The organism is Pseudomonas sp. TH39(2020) (assembly GCF_016650715.1).
In the GTDB taxonomy this organism is placed as follows: Bacteria; Pseudomonadota; Gammaproteobacteria; order Pseudomonadales; family Pseudomonadaceae; genus Aquipseudomonas; species Aquipseudomonas mandelii_C.
This window is the reverse complement of record NZ_JAEKFF010000006.1, coordinates 1,380,654-1,398,476: the sequence shown is the minus strand read 5'-3', so window position 1 is coordinate 1,398,476 and position 17,823 is coordinate 1,380,654. Positions and strand designations below refer to the sequence as shown.

General features: G+C 59.2%; 15 protein-coding genes and 2 pseudogenes. 2 read left to right on the top strand and 15 right to left on the bottom strand.

The window, feature by feature from the left end:
- Positions 1 to 55 precede the first annotated feature (55 nt).
- Positions 56 to 136, bottom strand: a pseudogene (locus tag JFU47_RS14330) (MarC family protein); the annotation flags it as partial.
- Between JFU47_RS14330 and JFU47_RS14325 the strand changes: the two are divergent.
- Positions 106 to 396: a hypothetical protein gene (locus JFU47_RS14325; RefSeq protein WP_201183687.1), complete on the top strand. Its 291-nt coding sequence runs from the start codon at positions 106 to 108 to the stop codon at positions 394 to 396. The pseudogene JFU47_RS14330 and the gene JFU47_RS14325 sit on opposite strands and share 31 nt — an antisense overlap.
- 70 nt (positions 397 to 466) lie before the next feature.
- Here JFU47_RS14325 and JFU47_RS14320 read toward each other — a convergent pair whose 3' ends face one another.
- Positions 467 to 1,117 (bottom strand): hypothetical protein, encoded by a 651-nt coding sequence (locus JFU47_RS14320; RefSeq protein ID WP_201183685.1) that lies wholly within the window; start codon positions 1,115 to 1,117, stop codon positions 467 to 469.
- 245 nt (positions 1,118 to 1,362) lie between these two features.
- On the opposite strand from JFU47_RS14320, the gene JFU47_RS14315 reads away from it, so the two are divergent.
- The gene (locus JFU47_RS14315; protein WP_201183683.1) at positions 1,363 to 2,184 is read left to right on the top strand and encodes a hypothetical protein; all 822 of its coding nucleotides are present in this window, start codon (positions 1,363 to 1,365) and stop codon (positions 2,182 to 2,184) included.
- A 59-nt stretch (positions 2,185 to 2,243) separates the two neighbouring features.
- On the opposite strand, the gene JFU47_RS14310 is transcribed toward JFU47_RS14315, so the two are convergent.
- From JFU47_RS14310 to JFU47_RS33615, 13 genes and pseudogenes are all read right to left on the bottom strand, one after another.
- On the bottom strand, positions 2,244 to 2,840 hold the full coding sequence (locus JFU47_RS14310; RefSeq protein ID WP_007937197.1) for a MarC family protein: 597 nt from the start codon (positions 2,838 to 2,840) through the stop codon (positions 2,244 to 2,246).
- A 64-nt stretch (positions 2,841 to 2,904) separates the two neighbouring features.
- Positions 2,905 to 5,682, bottom strand: coding sequence for a response regulator (locus JFU47_RS14305; RefSeq protein WP_201183681.1), 2,778 nt, complete (start codon positions 5,680 to 5,682; stop codon positions 2,905 to 2,907).
- Between the two features lie 99 nt (positions 5,683 to 5,781).
- On the bottom strand, positions 5,782 to 7,077 hold the full coding sequence (gene purD, locus JFU47_RS14300) for a phosphoribosylamine--glycine ligase (protein WP_201183679.1): 1,296 nt from the start codon (positions 7,075 to 7,077) through the stop codon (positions 5,782 to 5,784).
- Between the two features lie 155 nt (positions 7,078 to 7,232).
- Positions 7,233 to 8,840, bottom strand: a complete 1,608-nt coding sequence (purH, locus tag JFU47_RS14295; protein ID WP_201183677.1) for a bifunctional phosphoribosylaminoimidazolecarboxamide formyltransferase/IMP cyclohydrolase — start codon at positions 8,838 to 8,840, stop codon at positions 7,233 to 7,235.
- An 81-nt stretch (positions 8,841 to 8,921) separates the two neighbouring features.
- Positions 8,922 to 9,242 carry a DNA-binding transcriptional regulator Fis gene (gene fis / locus JFU47_RS14290; protein ID WP_007907419.1) on the bottom strand — a complete coding sequence of 107 codons (321 nt, stop codon included), beginning with the start codon at positions 9,240 to 9,242 and terminating at the stop codon, positions 8,922 to 8,924.
- Positions 9,239 to 10,249, bottom strand: coding sequence for a tRNA dihydrouridine synthase DusB (gene dusB, locus JFU47_RS14285; RefSeq protein ID WP_008153758.1), 1,011 nt, complete (start codon positions 10,247 to 10,249; stop codon positions 9,239 to 9,241). Before dusB ends, fis begins: the two co-directional genes overlap by 4 nt.
- A 185-nt stretch (positions 10,250 to 10,434) precedes the next feature.
- Positions 10,435 to 11,643, bottom strand: coding sequence for a DUF3426 domain-containing protein (locus JFU47_RS14280; RefSeq protein WP_201183675.1), 1,209 nt, complete (start codon positions 11,641 to 11,643; stop codon positions 10,435 to 10,437).
- 30 nt (positions 11,644 to 11,673) lie between these two features.
- Positions 11,674 to 12,552: a 50S ribosomal protein L11 methyltransferase gene (gene prmA, locus JFU47_RS14275; protein ID WP_201183673.1), complete on the bottom strand. Its 879-nt coding sequence runs from the start codon at positions 12,550 to 12,552 to the stop codon at positions 11,674 to 11,676.
- A 346-nt stretch (positions 12,553 to 12,898) separates the two neighbouring features.
- A complete protein-coding gene (accC, locus tag JFU47_RS14270) occupies positions 12,899 to 14,257 on the bottom strand; it encodes an acetyl-CoA carboxylase biotin carboxylase subunit (protein ID WP_140894733.1) in 1,359 nt (452 codons plus the stop codon).
- Between the two features lie 17 nt (positions 14,258 to 14,274).
- On the bottom strand, positions 14,275 to 14,736 hold the full coding sequence (accB, locus tag JFU47_RS14265) for an acetyl-CoA carboxylase biotin carboxyl carrier protein (RefSeq protein WP_140894734.1): 462 nt from the start codon (positions 14,734 to 14,736) through the stop codon (positions 14,275 to 14,277).
- A gap of 24 nt (positions 14,737 to 14,760) precedes the next feature.
- Positions 14,761 to 15,216 carry a type II 3-dehydroquinate dehydratase gene (gene aroQ / locus JFU47_RS14260; RefSeq protein ID WP_008031265.1) on the bottom strand — a complete coding sequence of 152 codons (456 nt, stop codon included), beginning with the start codon at positions 15,214 to 15,216 and terminating at the stop codon, positions 14,761 to 14,763.
- Positions 15,217 to 15,347: 131 nt separating this feature from the next.
- Complete coding sequence (locus tag JFU47_RS14255) at positions 15,348 to 17,087, bottom strand: protein-disulfide reductase DsbD (protein ID WP_201183671.1); 1,740 nt, start codon at positions 17,085 to 17,087, stop codon at positions 15,348 to 15,350.
- A gap of 163 nt (positions 17,088 to 17,250) precedes the next feature.
- A pseudogene (locus JFU47_RS33615) lies at positions 17,251 to 17,757 on the bottom strand (methyl-accepting chemotaxis protein); the annotation flags it as partial.
- Positions 17,758 to 17,823 lie beyond the last annotated feature (66 nt).

The window sequence follows — 17,823 nt, the reverse complement described above, 5'->3', positions numbered from 1 at the left end:
CTTTTTCATAAGGACGAGGACAGGCAGCTCGCCGCGCTAATGACGAAGGTGGGCGTCACGGAACCAGATAGCCCTTCACCCCGGTAAAGATGATCTGCGCCGCCAATGCGCACACAAACAACCCCATCAACCGACTGCCATTCCTACCGCGACCAACTGATCGCCAGCCAGGTGGATGAACACGTGGTGAGGCTCGATCCGGTAACGTGCCGCAGCCTGATCCTGCGCCAGGTCAACGCGATGGATATCACGCTGCGCGGTGAGGTTTTGTTATCGATTGGCAGTTATCCGTCGGTTGCTATTTCGACACTGCTGACCCGGCCAGATCTCACGGCAGGAGTGCCGCTCAAGACGTTGTTGATGACCCGGCAGAGTGAAGCAACCGTACAAGTCTGATCCCCGCGTTCGGCGTCGCCCCTTCACATGTTCAAACGTGTGAAGGGGGTTTTTAGGTGTGCGAGGCGGTTTATGGCTTTGCCTTCCTCAAGGTAAATCGCTTCATGACTTGTTCACGGAGCTTGGTCTCCATAAGCGGTCTTTTTGTGTCGAGTATGGCTCTGTTCAATTTGAGAAAGGCACTCTGTTGAACGAGATTTGCCGATTGCTTTTCCCAGGACCAAAACAAGAAGCCGCTCTTCGTTGTATTGGCGACCAACTCGAGGTTGAAAACGGCTATATGGAGATTTCTACTTGAGTCATAACGGGCAGGAAGCACTTGAAATCGACGCCCTTTAAGGCTCTCGTCGTCCAATGAACGCACGGCGCCAGCGTCGGGTTGCAAGGCGTCGAGGGTGTCAATCATGGCGTTTGCTTGCCGGGAGTCGCTCAGGGCTTGCGCTTTGCGCACCAGAAAATCGGCAACGTTGCCAGAAATATCAAAACGTGTTCGGGTCGTAATGGCTCCTTCATGGAGCGACCAGCCGAGAAACATGAGTGTGCGAACATATTCATCCAGCCAGTGTTGTGAATTGGCAAAACGATTATGGACGAGGTCGGCAGACCGTGTGGCAATGTGCGTACAGTTGGTTAAGTCGTCAAAGTCTTGCAGCGTAAGTTCGCCGATACTTGAAATCAGATTGGGGCCCGTCACCACACCGGACGGTAGTGTATTGCTCATAAGTAACTCCAGATAAAAGAAATAATAATTCCTGGCGGGGGTGTTGCACGGCTGTGCAATGTCCGTAGCTTACAATGGCGAGTGTCAGTGCTGGCTTTGTTATATGTGTGAAGTTTTCTCTTGGACGTGGCACCGCTCTTATACATATATGGAATTTAATTGTGATTTGATTGTCTGGGTAGGGTGCGTTAGATTCGCGTTGCCCTAATCAGGGTGCTATTAACTTATTGAATGGAATGTTAGATATGGATATTGTTGAAAGTGCTATTAGTGTCGAAAAATGCACTGCTTTAGTGAAGGCGCGTATTAGTCGGCGGCTGTCTGGACAGCCTGCAATTCGTGTGCGGGCATTTGCGGCAGCAGAAGCTTCGAGCCCGACCAAAGAGCTGGATGCGGTCGTGCTGGCCAATACGCTGGTGGGTTATGGCGAAAAGATTACGCTTGAAAATATGGCGATCATTGAAAACCTGATCAAGTTTTCGAAGCTGGAGGCAAGTTACGAAGTTCCAGGCGACGACCCTCAAGCGTGGTATCTCGCGTTCCTGAAATGCATGGATGAAGCGGGGTGTTTCGTGGCAGATGCCGGTTACACCGTTTATCAGAAGAGTTCCCGCCAATTGACCATGGATAACATCGTTACCGACATCGTCAAGGCCGGTATGGATGCAGCGAAAGCCGCGATTCCGGCGGCTGCTGTACTCAGCGCAGTTGCTAATTCGACATTGGATGCCCTGAAGAAGGAACCGGAAGCGATCAACTTGTTCAATCGCGAAGTTATAGGCAGTAAAGGTGTCAGGTTGGCAGTAATGCCATGCGATCAACTTGCCAATGGCATTATCGTGACTTCATTGGTATCGATCGACAGCGTGGGCGGCAGTAAGGAAACCACGCCGCTCTTTTTTAACTGGAAAACTTCGGGTCGCAATATTTTTCGTGGTAATTCTTTTATTACCTTTAACCCAATTAATTATGCTGCACTCAAGAGTGGGCTGGAAGAATACTTGGGTCAGTATTACAAACCGCTGCTGCAAAACCGCTTCAATCGCCGCAGGAATGCTCCCAAGTAAATAATCAACGCCATACAAGAGTCAGGGCCGAGGGATTTAAATCCTTCGGCCTTGTGCATTCAGGGAACCAGATAGCCCTTTACGCCGGTAAAGATAATCTGCGCCGCCAATGCACAGACGAACAACCCCATCAATCGGCTGACAATCTGCAACCCCTGATCGCCGAGAATGCGCTCGATGCGGTTGGATAGATAAAGCACCACGCCGACGGTGAAACTGGCCAGGGCAATACTGAGAATGGCCGTGAGTTTGTCGTCCCAATGAGGCTGACTCACGCCCATCACCAGCAAGGCGCCGATGGTGCCCGGGCCGACCGTCAGGGGAATGGTCAGGGGGACGATGGTCACGTCCTGCTGCACGTTGTCGGTTTGCACCGCCGACTTGCCTTGAGCCATGCCCAGCGCCGAGATGAACAACACACTGCCGGCGCCGATGCGGAACGCGTCCACGGTGATGCCGAAGACACTGAAAATCACTCGCCCGAACAGGTACAGCAAGACGCTGGAGACCAGGGTGGCTGTCGCCACTTTCCAGGCCAGGCGACGTTGTTCCTTGCGCGAATAACCACGGGTCAGACTGATGAAGCAGGACAATACGAAGAACGGGCTGTAGAGCACCAGCATCTTCAGGTAAACGCTGAACAACACGTGGAGCATGGTGCAAGCTCACTGGCGAGGGAAGTCGAGGGGGAGTCTATCAGGCGCTGCGGGGTCTGTCGGCTCAGGACGTTTGAGTCGCTGCCCGGATCTGCTGATCACGCTGGGCCACCCAATGCTCGATCAGGTCGCGCAGCTGCGACAACTCGACCGGTTTGGCCATATGCCCGTCCATGCCGGCCTGGCGCGCGCGCTCTTTGTGTTCGGCGAGAATGTGCGCAGTCAACGCCACCACCGGCGTGCGAATCCGCTGATTACCGACTTCCCAGGCACGCAATTGCTGAGTCGCGGAGAAGCCGTCGAGAATCGGCATTTCGCAGTCCATCAGGACCAGGTCATAACGCTGGGCTTTCATCGCCTGCAAGGCTTCTTCGCCATTGCTGGCGGTGTCCGGTTGCAGGTTGAGCTTGCCTAGCATGCCGCGAATCACCTTGGTCGAGATGCTGTTGTCTTCGGCCACCAGGATGCGGAAATCGCTTGGCACCTTCACCGGTAAGGTCGGGCCGGTGGGCAGGTGCTGCGAGATGGAGAGGCCCTTGTTTCGCTGGTTCAGCTCGTCGGCCAAGGTCGTCTTGAGGGTATAGCCGGCCACCGGTTTGGCGAGGATGCGTTTGATCCCCGAGTTGCGCGCGATGATCTTGCTGGGCGCATTGCTGATGCCGGTGAGCATGATCAGCAGGATGTCGTGGTTCAGGCTCGGGTCTTCCTTGATCTTGGCGGCCAGTTGCATGCCGGTCATGCCGGGCATGTTCTGGTCCAGCAGGACCACGTCGAAGTAATCGCGCAAGTGAGCCTTGGTCCGCAGCAGCGCCAGCGCTTCCTTGCCGGACGCTACGGCACTGACATTCAGGCCCCAGGCGGTGCACTGTTGCACCAGCACTTTGCGACACGTGTCGTTATCGTCCACCACCAATACCCGTGCACCCTGCAGGGGGCCATCAAGGTCAGACGTCGGGTGTTCGAGGCGGTCAGGGTCCAGCGGCAGGGTCAGCCACAAGGTGCTGCCCTGATTGGCGCCGCTCTTGATCCCGAACTCCCCTTGCATCAAGCGAATCAGCTGACGGGCGATCACCAACCCCAGATTGCCTCCCAAACGGGTGGCCGAGAGGAAGTGCTTGCTGTGCAGTTCGGCGTGCATCAATGCATCGCGTTCTTCGGCGTCCATCGGCTCACCGCTGTCCTGCACGGCAATGCGCAAGCGCGGTTTGACACTGCGCTCATCGAGCGCGACGACGATCAGGATTTCGCCTTCGTCGGTTTTCTTCAGGGCGTTTTCCAGCAGGCTCAGCAGGGTCTGGCGCAGGCGAGTCGGGTCACCGCTGATGACGCGCGGCACTTGCGGCTGGATAAAGCTGATCAGCTCGACGTTCTGCTGTTCGGCCTTGGCGCGGAAGATGCTCAGACAATCTTCGATCAGTGCGTTGAGGTCGAACTGCACATCGTCCAGTTCGATCTGCCCGGACTCGAGCTTGGAGATGTCGAGAATTTCGTTGATCAGTGTCAGCAGTTCGTTGCCGGCACTGTGGATGGTCTGCACATAGTCGCGCTGCTTGACCGAGAGCGGCGTGCCCAGCAGCAGCTCGGTCATGCCCAGCACGCCATTCATCGGGGTGCGGATTTCGTGGCTGATTTTTGCCAGGAATTCGGCCTTGGCGTTGATCTCGGCATTGCTGGCGGCCAGGTCGCGGCTGACGCTGAAACGGTCTTCGGTGATGCTGCGCTGACGTTCGCTCAGCGCAATGCTCATCAACACGCCGCTGATGCAGATTAACCCCAGCAGCGTCATGATCAAGCCCTGCGGTGCGACCAGGGTCAATCCCAGGAGTGCCGGCAACATGATCAGAGTGCCAATGTTGAACACCACCATCGCCGCGACGAACAGGCGCGCCGGGCGATAACCTTTTTGCCAGTGATAAGCGCTGACGAACAACATGCTCAGGCCTGCCAGCGCGACCAGGGCATAGGTCATGATGTTCAGCGGCAGCGTGTTGACGAATAACAGCAGCAAGCTGCAGACCACGATGAACAGAATGTCCCCCATGAGCAGCTTGTTCAGTGGGTGCGGGCCGAGTGGGGCGAAGAAGCGATAGGCGAACATCAGGCCGCACGGCGCCGTCAGCAGCAAGGCGAAGTAGGCGCCGGGTGTTTGCACCGCATGCCAGTTCGGCAGCCAGGGCCCTGCCAGATTCAGCAACAGCAACAGGCTGAGCATCAACAATGCTTCACATCCGGCCAGCCAGAAACTGCTGCGTGAGCGGGTATAGGCGTAGCGGACGAGGCTGTAAAGGATCAACATCCCGAGGCAACCGAACAACAGTCCGTAGATCAGCGTCTGATTCTGATTGGCCGCGGTCATGACCGCTGACTGCAGGGTGATGTAAGGCCTCAGCTGATGGTCGGAGACCAGTCGCAGGTAAACATCGAGAGGTTTTTCGTTTTGCGGCAGCGGCAACATGAAGTCGCTGTTGGGCAGCGGCCGTTCAGCCTGGGGCTGGCCGGTGCCGGTGTTCTGTTGCTCGATCAGCGTGTCGCCGTCCAGCACATACAGATTGAGGTGCGATAGGTCGGGCGCGAATACCCGCAGCAACTGTTCATGCTTGCCGGGAGCGAGTCTGAAACGCAGCCATAACGCACCATCGGGGTCGGCGGCGGTGAGGCGGTCGAGTTCAATGGGGCTGAATTGATTGGTGTAGCGAGCGGAACGGATGTCGCTGAGCTGCAGGTCACCCTGTTCGTCGAGCAATACCGCCCAGCCACTGCCTTGCGCGGCCTGGGCCGGGAGCATGCAGAGCAAGGTCAGCAGAGTGACGGTGAAACCTATGGCAATCCTGAGCCAGCGCACGGCGAAATCCCTTCGTAGGTTGATGCCAGAATATAACTATGCGCGGCGCCGGAATAGTCCGGCAAGGGCCCGAAGCCCTTGCCTGGCCGAATGGCGTTCTTATTCCTGATTTTCGCCACGCTCGCGGGCAATGGCACGGTAGCCAATGTCCTTGCGATAGAAACAGCCTTCCCAGTCAATTTTGGCCGCCAGCTTGTAAGCCTGCTGCTGAGCGGCATCGACGCTGGCACCCATTGCCGTGGCGCAGAGTACCCGACCACCGGCCGTCACCACTTGACCGTCCTTGAGTGCAGTGCCAGCGTGGAAGACTTTGCCTTCCAGTGCTGCAGCTGCATCGAGACCGTTGATGGCAACGCCTTTGGCGTAGTCACCTGGATAGCCGCCAGCCGCCAGCACGATGCCGACGCTCGGACGCGGATCCCATTGTGCTTCGACCTTGTCCAGGGCTTGCGCCAGGGCCGCTTCGACCAGCAACACCAGGCTCGACTGCAAACGCAGCATCACCGGTTGGGTCTCAGGGTCGCCGAAACGGCAGTTGAATTCGATGACTTTTGGGTTACCAGCTTTGTCGATCATCAGGCCGGCATATAGGAAACCCGTGTAAACGTTGCCTTCCTCGGCCATGCCGCGCACGGTCGGCCAGATCACCAGGTCCATGACGCGCTTGTGCACGTCAGCGGTCACGACCGGGGCAGGGGAGTAGGCACCCATGCCGCCAGTGTTCGGACCGGTGTCGCCGTCGCCGACGCGTTTGTGATCCTGGCTGGTGGCCATCGGCAATACATTCTTGCCGTCGACCATGACGATGAAGCTGGCTTCTTCGCCGTCCAGGAACTCTTCGATCACTACGCGCGAGCCTGCGTCGCCGAATGCGTTGCCCGCGAGCATGTCGCGTACGGCGTCTTCGGCTTCGGTCAGCGTCATGGCAACGATCACGCCTTTACCGGCGGCCAGGCCATCGGCCTTGATCACGATCGGTGCGCCTTTTTCACGCAGATAAGCCAGGGCAGGCTCGATCTCGGTGAAGTTCTGGTAGTCGGCGGTCGGGATCTTGTGGCGCGCCAGGAAATCCTTGGTGAAGGCTTTCGAGCCTTCCAGCTGAGCAGCGCCAGCGGTCGGACCGAAGCAGTCCAGGCCACGGGAGCGGAACAGATCGACGACGCCGGCGACCAGTGGCACTTCCGGGCCGACGATGGTCAGGGAAACGTTTTTCTCGGCGAAGTCTGCAAGCTGTTCGAGTGCCAGCACGTCGATAGCGACGTTCTCGCACTTGGCTTCAATGGCAGTGCCGGCGTTACCCGGAGCCACGAAAACTTTCTGCACGCGCGGATCCTGCGCCACTTTCCAGGCCAGTGCGTGTTCACGGCCACCGCTGCCAATGATCAAAACATTCATTTCAAAAACCTCGGATGACGCTAATTCTGTGGAGCACCGCAGAGATGCTTTTCTGTGGGAGCGAGCCAGCTCGCGAAAGCGGTGTGTCAGTCAACATCTACGTCACTGGCAAATTGCATTCGCGAGCAGGCTCGCTCCCACAGTTAATCGTCGTATCAGTGACGGAAGTGGCGCATGCCAGTAAAGACCATCGCGATGCCGGCCTCGTCGGCTGCAGCAATCACTTCGTTATCACGCATCGAGCCGCCTGGCTGGATCACCGCAGTGATACCGACCTTGGCCGCGTTGTCGATGCCGTCGCGGAACGGGAAGAACGCATCGGATGCCATGACCGCACCCTGCACTTGCAAACCAGCGTGTTCAGCCTTGATCGCAGCAATACGCGCGGAGTTCACGCGGCTCATCTGGCCAGCGCCGACACCGATGGTCTGACGGTTCTTGGCGTAGACGATGGCGTTGGACTTAACGTATTTGGCGACTTTCCAGGCGAAGATCAGGTCGTGGATCTCTTGCTCGGTCGGGGCACGTTTGGTCACGACTTTCAGGTCGTCGGCACCGATCATGCCGATGTCGCGGCTCTGCACCAGCAGGCCACCGTTGACGCGTTTGTAGTCCCACGCAGCGGCGCGATCAGCCGACCACTCGCCGCAGGCCAGCAGGCGCACGTTGGCTTTGGCCGCCACGATGGCGCGAGCTTCTTCGCTGACGGACGGGGCGATGATCACTTCGACGAACTGACGCTCGACGATGGCCTTGGCGGTTTCAGCATCCAGCTCGCGGTTGAAGGCGATGATGCCGCCGAACGCCGACTCGGTGTCGGTGGCGTAGGCCAGTTCGTAAGCCTGGCGGATACCGCCTTCGGCATCCGGGCTCACGGCTACGCCGCACGGGTTGGCGTGCTTGACGATCACGCAGGCCGGTTTGACGAAGCTCTTCACACATTCCAGCGCGGCGTCGGTGTCGGCCACGTTGTTGTACGACAGCTCTTTGCCTTGCAGTTGGGTGGCGGTGGCGATACCGACTTCGGCAGGCTTGGTTTCAACGTAGAACGCCGCGCTCTGGTGCGGGTTCTCGCCGTAGCGCATTTCCTGAGCCTTGACGAACTGGCTGTTGAAAGTGCGCGGGAACTCGCTGCGACCGGAGGTCGAGAGGGTGTCAGCCGCCTGGTTCACGGTGCCCATGTAGTTGGCGATCATGCCGTCATAGGCGGCAGTGTGTTCGAAGGCCTTGAGCATCAGGTCGAAACGCTGAGCGTAAGTCAGGCCGCCGGCCTTGAGGCTTTCAAGGACGCTGGCGTAGTCGCTGGCATTCACCACGATGGCCACGTCTTTGTGGTTTTTTGCCGCCGAGCGGACCATGGTCGGGCCGCCGATATCGATGTTCTCGATCGCGGTCGGCAGGTCGCAGCCTGGTTTGTTGATGGTGGCTTCGAACGGGTACAGGTTGACCGCTACCAGGTCGATCGGCTTGATGCCGTGCTCGTTCATGATGGCGTCGTCGATACCGCGACGACCGAGGATCCCGCCGTGGATTTTCGGGTGCAGGGTTTTTACCCGGCCGTCCATCATTTCTGCGAAACCGGTGTAATCCGCGACTTCCACTGCGGCAACACCGTTGTCGCGCAGCAGCTTGAACGTTCCGCCGGTGGAGAGGATCTCGACGCCCAGGGCTTCGAGCTCTTTGGCGAATTCGAGGATCCCGGTCTTGTCGGAAACGCTGATCAAGGCGCGGCGGATCGGCAGGCGGGTAGTCTGGTCGGTCATTTCAATTTCCATCAAAAGCAAAGGAGTCAGCAAAAAAGGCGACCGTTTTTATGCGGGCGCCTTTCTGGTTTGATTGAATGCTTACAGCAAATCGTACTGCTTGAGTTTCTTGCGCAGCGTGCCTCGGTTCAGTCCGAGCAGCTCACTGGCCTTGGTCTGGTTGCCCTTGACGTAGTTCATCACGCACTCGAGCAGGGGAGCCTCGACTTCGGAGAGCACCAGGTTGTACACATCCGTGACGGCAGCGCCTTCAAGGTGGGCGAAATAATTGTGCAGCGCCTTCTCGACACTCCCGCGAAGGGTCTGACCTTCTTCGCTCGGCGTATTGAGGTGCTGTTTCAAATTTACGTTGTCGCTCACGGGTGTTGTTCCACTCACTAAAGTCTCGGTCATCATCGTCATGCGGCCACCTCGTCTCCGTCCCCTGTCAGGCTCTTGTAACGTTCGGCGAAGAAGCCCTGAACGTTGGCGCATTGTGCTTCCGTATCTTCCAAACGATTGAAGTGGGCGCGAAACTCCCTGGCGCCCGGCAAGGTTGCGAGATACCAGCCCACATGCTTTCGAGCAATGCGTACGCCCATGACGTCTCCATAGAAGACGTGCAGCGCAGCCAGATGCTCTAGCAGAATGCGTTCCACCTCGATCAGCTCCAGTGCCGGGAGTTTCTCGCCGGTACGCAGAAAATGATCGATCTCGCGAAAAATCCATGGCCGCCCCTGGGCGGCCCGGCCTACCAGCAGGCCATCGGCACCGGTCGCATCGAGCACGTACCGGGCCTTCTCTGGCGAATCGATATCGCCATTGGCGAAGACCGGAATCGACACGGCCTGCTTGATCGCGGCGATGGTGTCGTACTCGGCTTCGCCGGTGTACAGATCGGCACGGGTGCGGCCATGGACCGCCAACGCCGTAATGCCTGCCTGCTCGGCGATCTTCGCCACGGTCAGGCCGTTCTTGTTGTCCCGGTCCCAGCCGGTGCGGATCTTCAGGGTGACCGGCACATCAACCGCAGCCACTACGGCCTGCAGGATCTCGGTCACCAGTGCTTCGTCCTTCAACAACGCGGACCCGGCGGCCTTGTTGCAGACCTTTTTCGCCGGACAACCCATGTTGATATCAATAATCTGTGCGCCCAGTTCTACGTTGGCCCGGGCCGCATCCGCCAGCATCTGTGCATCACCACCGGCGATCTGTACCGAGCGGGGCTCGGGATCACCTTCGTGGATCATGCGCATCCGCGATTTGCGGGTGTTCCACAAGCTCATGTCGCTGGTGACCATTTCCGAGACTACAAGTCCTGCGCCCAGTCGCTTGCACAGCTGACGAAAGGGTTGGTCTGTGACCCCCGCCATCGGGGCGAGAATCAAGCCGTTGTGCAATGTGTAAGGACCGATGCGTACCGCCGACATAGGACTTCCCTGTTGTGGGGTCGGATCATGAGAGTTCGAAAAAGGGTTGGCATGATACCCGCTCTCGATGACTGGATAAAGGCTGAATTGAACAAAATCTGAACAGTTATTCTGTTATCGCCAGCGGTTCGGTATGAGCGGTGAAAGTCAGAAATATGCCGTCAAAGCCGTAACACGGAACCGTTTCACTCGGGCGAATGGAAGCTCAGGCTGTAATTCACCGCTTTGGAACCTGGATCGAGGATATCCAGTGCGATGTGGATCGGCGTTTGCGGAGGCATTTCCGCCATCCCTTCGAGATCGCCGTTGAGGTACTCGCCGGGCTTGAAGCGACGGCTGGCGATCAGGTGGCCGTTGAGGTCGGCAAAACGCAACTCCAGCAGCGGGAACGGCTGGGAGAAGGGCGCGCGGTTGTAGATGATCGCGTCGACCACCAGTGCACCGCTGAAGTCCGGGTGGCTGCGGACCACCAGGTTGCTGCTTTTGATTTTGGCGATGTCGACTTTGGATGGCACGGTGCAGCCGATTTGCGGGCACAGTTGCTGGAACCACGGACGGTACTGGTCCTGGCGCGCCAGTTCATCGAAATGGTAGGCGATGTACTGGCCGGCGAGCGCGGCGGCGCCGAGCAGGATCAGCAGCAGCCAGAAAAATCGGCGACCCCAGGGTGAGCGGCGCTTTTGCCAGTCCAGTTGCAGTGGGTCGTCGGTCAGGTCTTGCAGGGCTTCAGCTCGGACAGCCGGCTCACGCTTTTTGCGCACAGGTTCGATCGAGGGCAGATCGTCGTCGATGTCATCGGTCGCCGACAGGCGTTTGTGATGCATCGGTATGTCGAGTGGGTCGTGCAGGCGCAGCTGTGGCGGCAGAGACTCGTCGTCCAGCTCCACCGGTTCCAGGGACAGCGAAGGTTCGGTGCGCGAGTATTTGCTCGGATCGAGTTCCAGCTCCGGCAAGTCGGCTTCAGCGGTCTGTGCACGATCGGCGGCTGATTCGCTGAACAGGCTGTCGGGCCACGTCGCTTCTTCGTGCTCGACGGTATCCCGGCTGGCACTGAGGTTGTCTTCGCGCTGTCTGCCGAATTCCGTGGTCGGCTGGATCTCCCGTTGTTCGAGGCGGGCGAGCTCTTCGTCCAGGTCCAGGCTGTCCAGATCCAGCTCGGCCGCGGTCCATTGCTTTTGGCTGATGGCTCGCGGCTCCGGCGGTTCGACGATGGCCGGGGTAACCGGCGTGATCGCGTCTTTGCCGGTCCGTTGTTCAAGCAGCTGCTTGGCGGCGTTGAACACCTGCAAGCACGAGCCGCAACGAACCACTCCGCGGGCCACGCTCAATTGAGCATGGCTGACGCGGAAGCTGGTTTGGCAATGCGGGCACTGGGTGACGAAGCTGTCGGTCATGCGGCGATCCGGTTTATGCAGGTGCTCATTCTAGCGCCGACGGCCAGTGATGCGCACCCAGCCATCGCGATTGGCGATCGGGTCCAGATCGAAGTCCTGGGCGTAAGCCTTGGCGACTTCTTCACCTTGCTCGGCAAGGATGCCCGACAGCGCCAGACGACCACCGGATTTGACCAGGCTGGACAATTGCGGCGCCAGGGAAACCAGCGGGCCGGCAAGAATGTTGGCCACCAGAACGTCGGCCTGAACGTGCGGCAGATCTTCTGGCAGGTACAGCGGGAACAGCGCTTCGGCAATGTTGTTGCGCCCGGCGTTGTCGCGGGAGGCTTCCAGAGCTTGCACGTCGATATCGGTACCGACGGCTTCCTTCGCGCCCAGCAGCAGGGCGGCAATCGCCAGAATCCCCGAGCCGCAGCCGAAATCCAGCACGTTGCAGTCTTTCAGGTCCTGGCCGTCGAGCCATTCCAGGCACAGTGCGGTGGTCGGGTGTGTGCCGGTGCCGAACGCCAGGCCCGGATCCAGCAGCAAATTTACGGCGTCAGGCTCTGGCGCGGCGTGCCAGCTTGGGACGATCCACAGGCGCTGGCCGAAACGCATCGGCTGGAAACCGTCCATCCAGCTACGTTCCCAGTCCTGGTCTTCGATGACTTCGCTGTGATGCTCGGGCAGCGGGCTGCCGGTCAGCAACTCGAGGTGGGCCAGCACGGTGGCGGCTTCGGTGCCACCTTCGAACAGGGCCAGCAGGTGCGTGTGCGACCACAGCGGCGTGGTGTTGAGTTCCGGCTCGAAGATCGGCTGATCTTCGGCGTCCATGAAGGTCACCGATACGGCGCCCACTTCAAGGAACGCGTCTTCGTAGGTTTCGGCTTGTTCTGGGCTGATGGCGAGACGGACTTGCAGCCAAGGCATGGCGGGCACCTTTGAAAAATATTGATTGCAGCCTAGCGGGCTGCGAGAAGCGCGCAAGTTTACGCGAGCGCGAAGGTTTTGTGGGAGTGGGCAGCTCTGAATGCCGGTCAGTTAAGTCGCGACACCCCTGTAGCAGCTGGCGAAGCCTGCGTTCGGCTGCGCAGCAGTCGTGAATCCAGGCAATGCGGTGCTTCAGGAAGACCGCGTTCTCAGGTTTTACGACTGCTTCGCAGCCGAACGCAGGCTTCGCCAGCTGCTACAAGGGTGTGTTGCGTTGGCTTGTTTTATGAAACCTTCAGAAACAACAAAGCCGCTCGAAAGCGGCCTTGTTGGTATGGATCACAGCTTAATGCTTTTCGGCAGCCAGCTTGTGTTCCAGGTAGTGGATGTTGATTCCACCTTTGCAGAAGCCTTCATCGCGGACCAGGTCGCGGTGCAGCGGGATGTTGGTCTTGATCCCGTCGACAACGATTTCGTCCAGCGCATTGCGCATGCGCGCCATGGCTTCGTCACGGGTTGCGCCGTAGGTGATCAGCTTGCCGATCAACGAATCGTAGTTCGGCGGAACGGCATAGCCACTGTACAGGTGCGAATCGACGCGAACGCCGTTGCCGCCTGGTGCGTGGAAATGCTTGACCGTGCCTGGGCTCGGCATGAAGGTTTTCGGGTCTTCGGCGTTGATTCGGCATTCCAGTGCATGACCGCGGATAACCACGTCTTCCTGGGTGTACGACAGCTTGTTGCCAGCGGCGATGCTGAGCATCTCCTTGACGATGTCGATGCCGGTGACCATTTCCGAAACCGGGTGCTCAACCTGAACGCGGGTGTTCATTTCGATGAAATAGAACGAGCCGTTCTCGTACAGGAACTCGAAAGTGCCCGCGCCACGGTAGTTGATGTCGATGCAAGCCTTGACGCAGCGTGCGAGGACTTCAGCCCGTGCCTTCTCGTCGATGCCCGGTGCCGGCGCTTCTTCGAGAACCTTCTGGTGACGACGTTGCAGCGAGCAATCGCGGTCGCCCAGATGGATGGCGTGGCCCTGGCCGTCGGAAAGTACCTGAACTTCCACGTGACGTGGGTTGGTCAGGAATTTTTCCAGATAGACCATCGGGTTGCCGAACGCCGCGCCAGCTTCGGAGCGGGTCAGTTTCGCCGAGGAGATCAGGTCTTCTTCTTTATGCACAACGCGCATGCCGCGACCACCGCCGCCGCCAGCGGCTTTGATGATCACCGGGTAACCGACTTCGCGGCCAATGCGCAGAGCGGTTTCTTCGTCTTCAGGCAACGGGCCGTCGGAACCCGGAACGGTTGGAACACCGGCCGCGATCATGGCGTGCTTGGCCGATACCTTGTCGCCCATCAGGCGAATGGTGTCGGCTTTCGGGCCAATGAACGCGAAGCCGGATTTCTCTACCTGTTCGGCGAAGTCAGCGTTTTCCGCAAGGAAACCGTAGCCTGGGTGAATGGCGGTAGCGCCGGTCACTTCGGCAGCGGCGATGATTGCCGGAATGTGCAGGTAAGAGTGCGCGGCCGATGCCGGACCGATGCAGACGGATTCATCTGCCAGGCCTAGGTGCATCAGTTCCTTGTCGGCCTTGGAGTAAACGGCGACAGTCTTGATGCCCATCTCTTTGCAGGCGCGCAGGATCCGCAGGGCGATCTCACCGCGGTTGGCGATCAGAACTTTTTCCAACTTCGCAGTCATCAAAGGCTCTCCGCGGTTCAAACGATGGTGAACAGCGGTTGGTCGTACTCAACCGGCTGGCCGTCTTCGACGAGGATGGATTCGATCACACCGCTGGTTTCAGCTTCGATGTGGTTCATCATCTTCATGGCTTCTACGATGCACAGGGTGTCGCCTTTCTTCACGGTCTGGCCGACTTCAACGAAGGACGGCGTGGATGGCGAAGACTTGCGATAGAAGGTACCGACCATAGGCGAACGGGCAACGTTACCGTTCAGGACTGGCGCGGCCGGAGCAGCAGGTGCGGCGGCAGCAACCGGGGCAGCAGCAACAGGCGCAGGCGCCGGAGCATGCATTGGAGCCGGTGCGTAGTACTGCTGAGCCGGGGTCTTGCTGTGACGGCTGATGCGTACGGACTCTTCGCCTTCCTTGATCTCGAGCTCGTCGATGCCGGACTCTTCCAGCAGTTCGATCAGTTTCTTAACTTTACGGATATCCATGAATCATCAACTCCCAAGGGTCGGTCAGGGGCGTATAGCTTGTTGTTCAAGCTGTTCCAGGGCGGCCTCCAGGGCCAGTCGATAACCGCTGGCGCCAAGGCCGCAGATCACTCCCACCGCTACGTCGGAGAAGTAAGAGTGATGGCGGAAAGGTTCGCGTTTGTGCACGTTAGACAAATGCACTTCGATGAATGGGATGCTCACCGCCAGCAGCGCGTCACGTAATGCGACACTTGTGTGCGTAAAAGCTGCTGGGTTGATCAGAATGAAGTCCACACCTTCGCTGCGGGCAGCGTGGATGCGGTCGATCAATTCGTACTCGGCGTTGCTTTGCAGGTGCAGCAAATGGTGGCCGGCTTCACGGGCACGGCGTTCCAGGTCCTGGTTGATCTGCGCCAGTGTCGTAGCGCCGTAGGTACCCGGTTCACGGGTGCCGAGCATGTTCAGGTTGGGTCCGTGCAGAACCAGTAGCGTCGCCATCTGCTGTTCCTTGTGATCTGTGTGCAATTGTCAGAACCCGGCGACTATGCCGCAAAGCCTTTGTGACTGTCCAGTTCTATGCAATAGCCAGCACGATGGCCGATGTTTGCGCGAAATATGTGACCGGGTTATTAAATTCGGTCATTTGCTTTCACAACACGTTCGGCGAAGTCGGTGGCGTTGATCTCGCCGATCACTCGCACATCGGCGTGTTCGACGCCGTCCTTGCCGAAAAACATCAGCGCTGGCGGGCCAAACAGTTTGTAGCGGTCAAGCAAGGCGCGTTGCTCGGCGTTGCTGGCGGTGATGTCGAAGCGGATCAGTCGATAGCCTTTGAGAAGTTCGACGACCCTGGCATCGTTGAGCACCTTATGTTCGATGACTTTGCAACTGATGCACCAGTCGGCGTACCAGTCGAGCAGCAGCGGGGTGCCCGATGATTTGGCGTCGGCGAGGACGCGGTCCAGGTCAGCCGGAGTGCTGACGGTTTGCCAGGCGCTGGTGTTTTGCGGTTGCTCATTGCCGGCAACCGTGCGCGGCTGGCCAATCGGATTGAGCGGGTCGGTCTGGCCGCTGAACGCTCCGTACCAACATGCCAGCGCATAAAACAGCAGGAACATCCCCAGCAATTGGCCCAGGCGTTTTCTCGGCGGTTTGTAGACGAACTCCAGCGCACCCATGAACAACCCGACGCCACCGGCCAGCAAGCCGATCAGCAGCAACGTGATCTGGCCCGGCAGTACTCGACTGAGCAGGCCGATCGCCAGCCCCAGCAACAAAACGCCAATCGCGTTTTTTACATACACCAGCCAGGGTCCGCTTTTCGGCAGCCAGGCGGCGCCACCGGTGGCGACCAGTAGCAGCGGGGCGCCCATGCCGAGGCCGAGCATGAACAGTTTCAGACCACCGCCCAATGCATCGCCGCTGGCACTGATGTACAGCAGCGCACCGGCCAGCGGCGCCGAGACGCAGGGCGACACCAACAGGCTGGAAACCACGCCCAGCACGGCGGCGCCCCACAACGAACCGCCCTCGGTGCGACCGGCGATTCGATCCAGCCGACTGCTGATAGCGTGAGGTAGCTTGAGTTCGAAGACGCCAAACATCGCCAAGGCAAACAGCGCAAAAAACATCGCGAACGGCACCAGCACCCACGCCGATTGCAGCCGCGCCTGAAGATTGAGCTGTGCGCCGAACATCCCCATCAATGCCCCGAGCAGGGCGAAGCAGGCGGCCATTGGCAGCACGTAGGCCAAAGATAGATTGAAGCCGCGTAACCCCCCCACCTGACCACGCAACACCACGCCGGACAGAATCGGCAGCATCGGCAGCACGCACGGTGTGAACGTCAGGCCTATGCCTGCGAGGAAGAACAGCGCCAGTTCGCGCCAGCTCCAGGCCGGGGGCGCGCCTGCGCTGCCATCAATACTCAGGCGCTCGGTTTCGGGTGGATAGCACAAGCCTTTGTCGGCGCAACCCTGGTACGTAACCACCAGGGTGAAGGCGCGTTGATCAGTGCGCGGCAGTTCGACTTCGAGAATGCCGTGGTAGACCTCGACATCGCCGAAATACTCATCGTGCTTCTGTTCGCCCTTGGGCAGTTGTGCGGCGCCCAGGCCTGCATCGGGCGGGTCGGTGCGAAACTGAAAGCGGTGCCGGTAGAGGTAGTAGCCCTCTGTGGCGACGAAACGCAGTTTGATCGATTGCGGTGTGCTTTCTACCAGACTTAGCTGAAAGGCTTCACGCACCGGCAGAAAGTCGGCGCTGTTGTTGATCGAGCCCAACGTTGAACTGGGCCGACTGTCCAGCAAACCGGCGGCGGTGGCCGGCAGGGCAAGCACAAAAAACAACAGGCAGAGCAAACGGCGCATGACAATCTCGCGTATCGAAAGTGAGGGCATGATAGCGGACGGCGGTCGGGTGTGCAGGGCGGGGAGTCTTGCGGTGATTGCAATGACGCCTTCGCGAGCAGGCTCGCTCCCACAATGGAACGCGTACCCCTGTGGGAGCGAGCCTGCTCGCGAAGGCGATCTATCAGACGCGGAAGGCTTGGACGGCGGTATGCAGTCGTCCGCCCAGCACCAACAAATTCTCCCCCTGCACGCGTCCCTCGCCGATGCGCAGCAAGTTATCCCCACCCAATTGGTGAATCCGCTCACTGTGATCGCGGATCTCGCTGACGGCGCCACTCTGCTGGGCGGTGACATCGGCGATGCGCACGGCGGTGTCGGAAATGGTCTGGATCGCGCCGACGATTTTATCCAGCGCACCGTCGGCGGCCTGGGCCTGATTGGCAGTGGCTTCGGCGTGTTCGACCTGGGCGCGCATGCCTTCCACCGATTGTCGCGCCGCGGTTTGCAAACCGGCGATTAGCGTCTGGATCTCTGCTGTGGCGCCAGCGGTGCGTTGCGCCAGTGAGCGAACTTCTTCGGCCACCACCGCAAACCCCCGACCCATTTCCCCGGCTCGGGCCGCTTCGATGGCGGCGTTCAGGGCCAGGAGGTTGGTCTGGTCGGCAATCGAGCGGATGACCGTCAGCACGCCGCCAATGGTTGCCGACTCCTCGGCCAGGTGTTCGATCATTTGCGCGTTGCCTTGCACTTCGCC

Excerpts from the sequence above, each read along its gene's own strand:
- JFU47_RS14280 (WP_201183675.1), bottom strand. The coding sequence starts at position 11,643 with ATGACCGACAGCTTCGTCACCCAGTGCCCGCATTGCCAAACCAGCTTC.
- JFU47_RS14320 (WP_201183685.1), bottom strand. The coding sequence starts at position 1,117 with ATGAGCAATACACTACCGTCCGGTGTGGTGACGGGCCCCAATCTGATT.
- JFU47_RS14310 (WP_007937197.1), bottom strand. The coding sequence starts at position 2,840 with ATGCTCCACGTGTTGTTCAGCGTTTACCTGAAGATGCTGGTGCTCTAC.
- accB (WP_140894734.1), bottom strand. The coding sequence starts at position 14,736 with ATGGATATCCGTAAAGTTAAGAAACTGATCGAACTGCTGGAAGAGTCC.
- dusB (WP_008153758.1), bottom strand. The coding sequence starts at position 10,249 with ATGTCGGCGGTACGCATCGGTCCTTACACATTGCACAACGGCTTGATT.
- JFU47_RS14315 (WP_201183683.1), top strand. The coding sequence starts at position 1,363 with ATGGATATTGTTGAAAGTGCTATTAGTGTCGAAAAATGCACTGCTTTA.
- aroQ (WP_008031265.1), bottom strand. The coding sequence starts at position 15,216 with ATGGCGACGCTACTGGTTCTGCACGGACCCAACCTGAACATGCTCGGC.
- JFU47_RS14325 (WP_201183687.1), top strand. The coding sequence starts at position 106 with ATGCGCACACAAACAACCCCATCAACCGACTGCCATTCCTACCGCGAC.
- prmA (WP_201183673.1), bottom strand. The coding sequence starts at position 12,552 with ATGCCTTGGCTGCAAGTCCGTCTCGCCATCAGCCCAGAACAAGCCGAA.
- fis (WP_007907419.1), bottom strand. The coding sequence starts at position 9,242 with ATGACGATGATGACCGAGACTTTAGTGAGTGGAACAACACCCGTGAGC.
- JFU47_RS14255 (WP_201183671.1), bottom strand. The coding sequence starts at position 17,087 with ATGCGCCGTTTGCTCTGCCTGTTGTTTTTTGTGCTTGCCCTGCCGGCC.
- accC (WP_140894733.1), bottom strand. The coding sequence starts at position 14,257 with ATGACTGCGAAGTTGGAAAAAGTTCTGATCGCCAACCGCGGTGAGATC.
- purD (WP_201183679.1), bottom strand. The coding sequence starts at position 7,077 with ATGAATGTTTTGATCATTGGCAGCGGTGGCCGTGAACACGCACTGGCC.
- purH (WP_201183677.1), bottom strand. The coding sequence starts at position 8,840 with ATGACCGACCAGACTACCCGCCTGCCGATCCGCCGCGCCTTGATCAGC.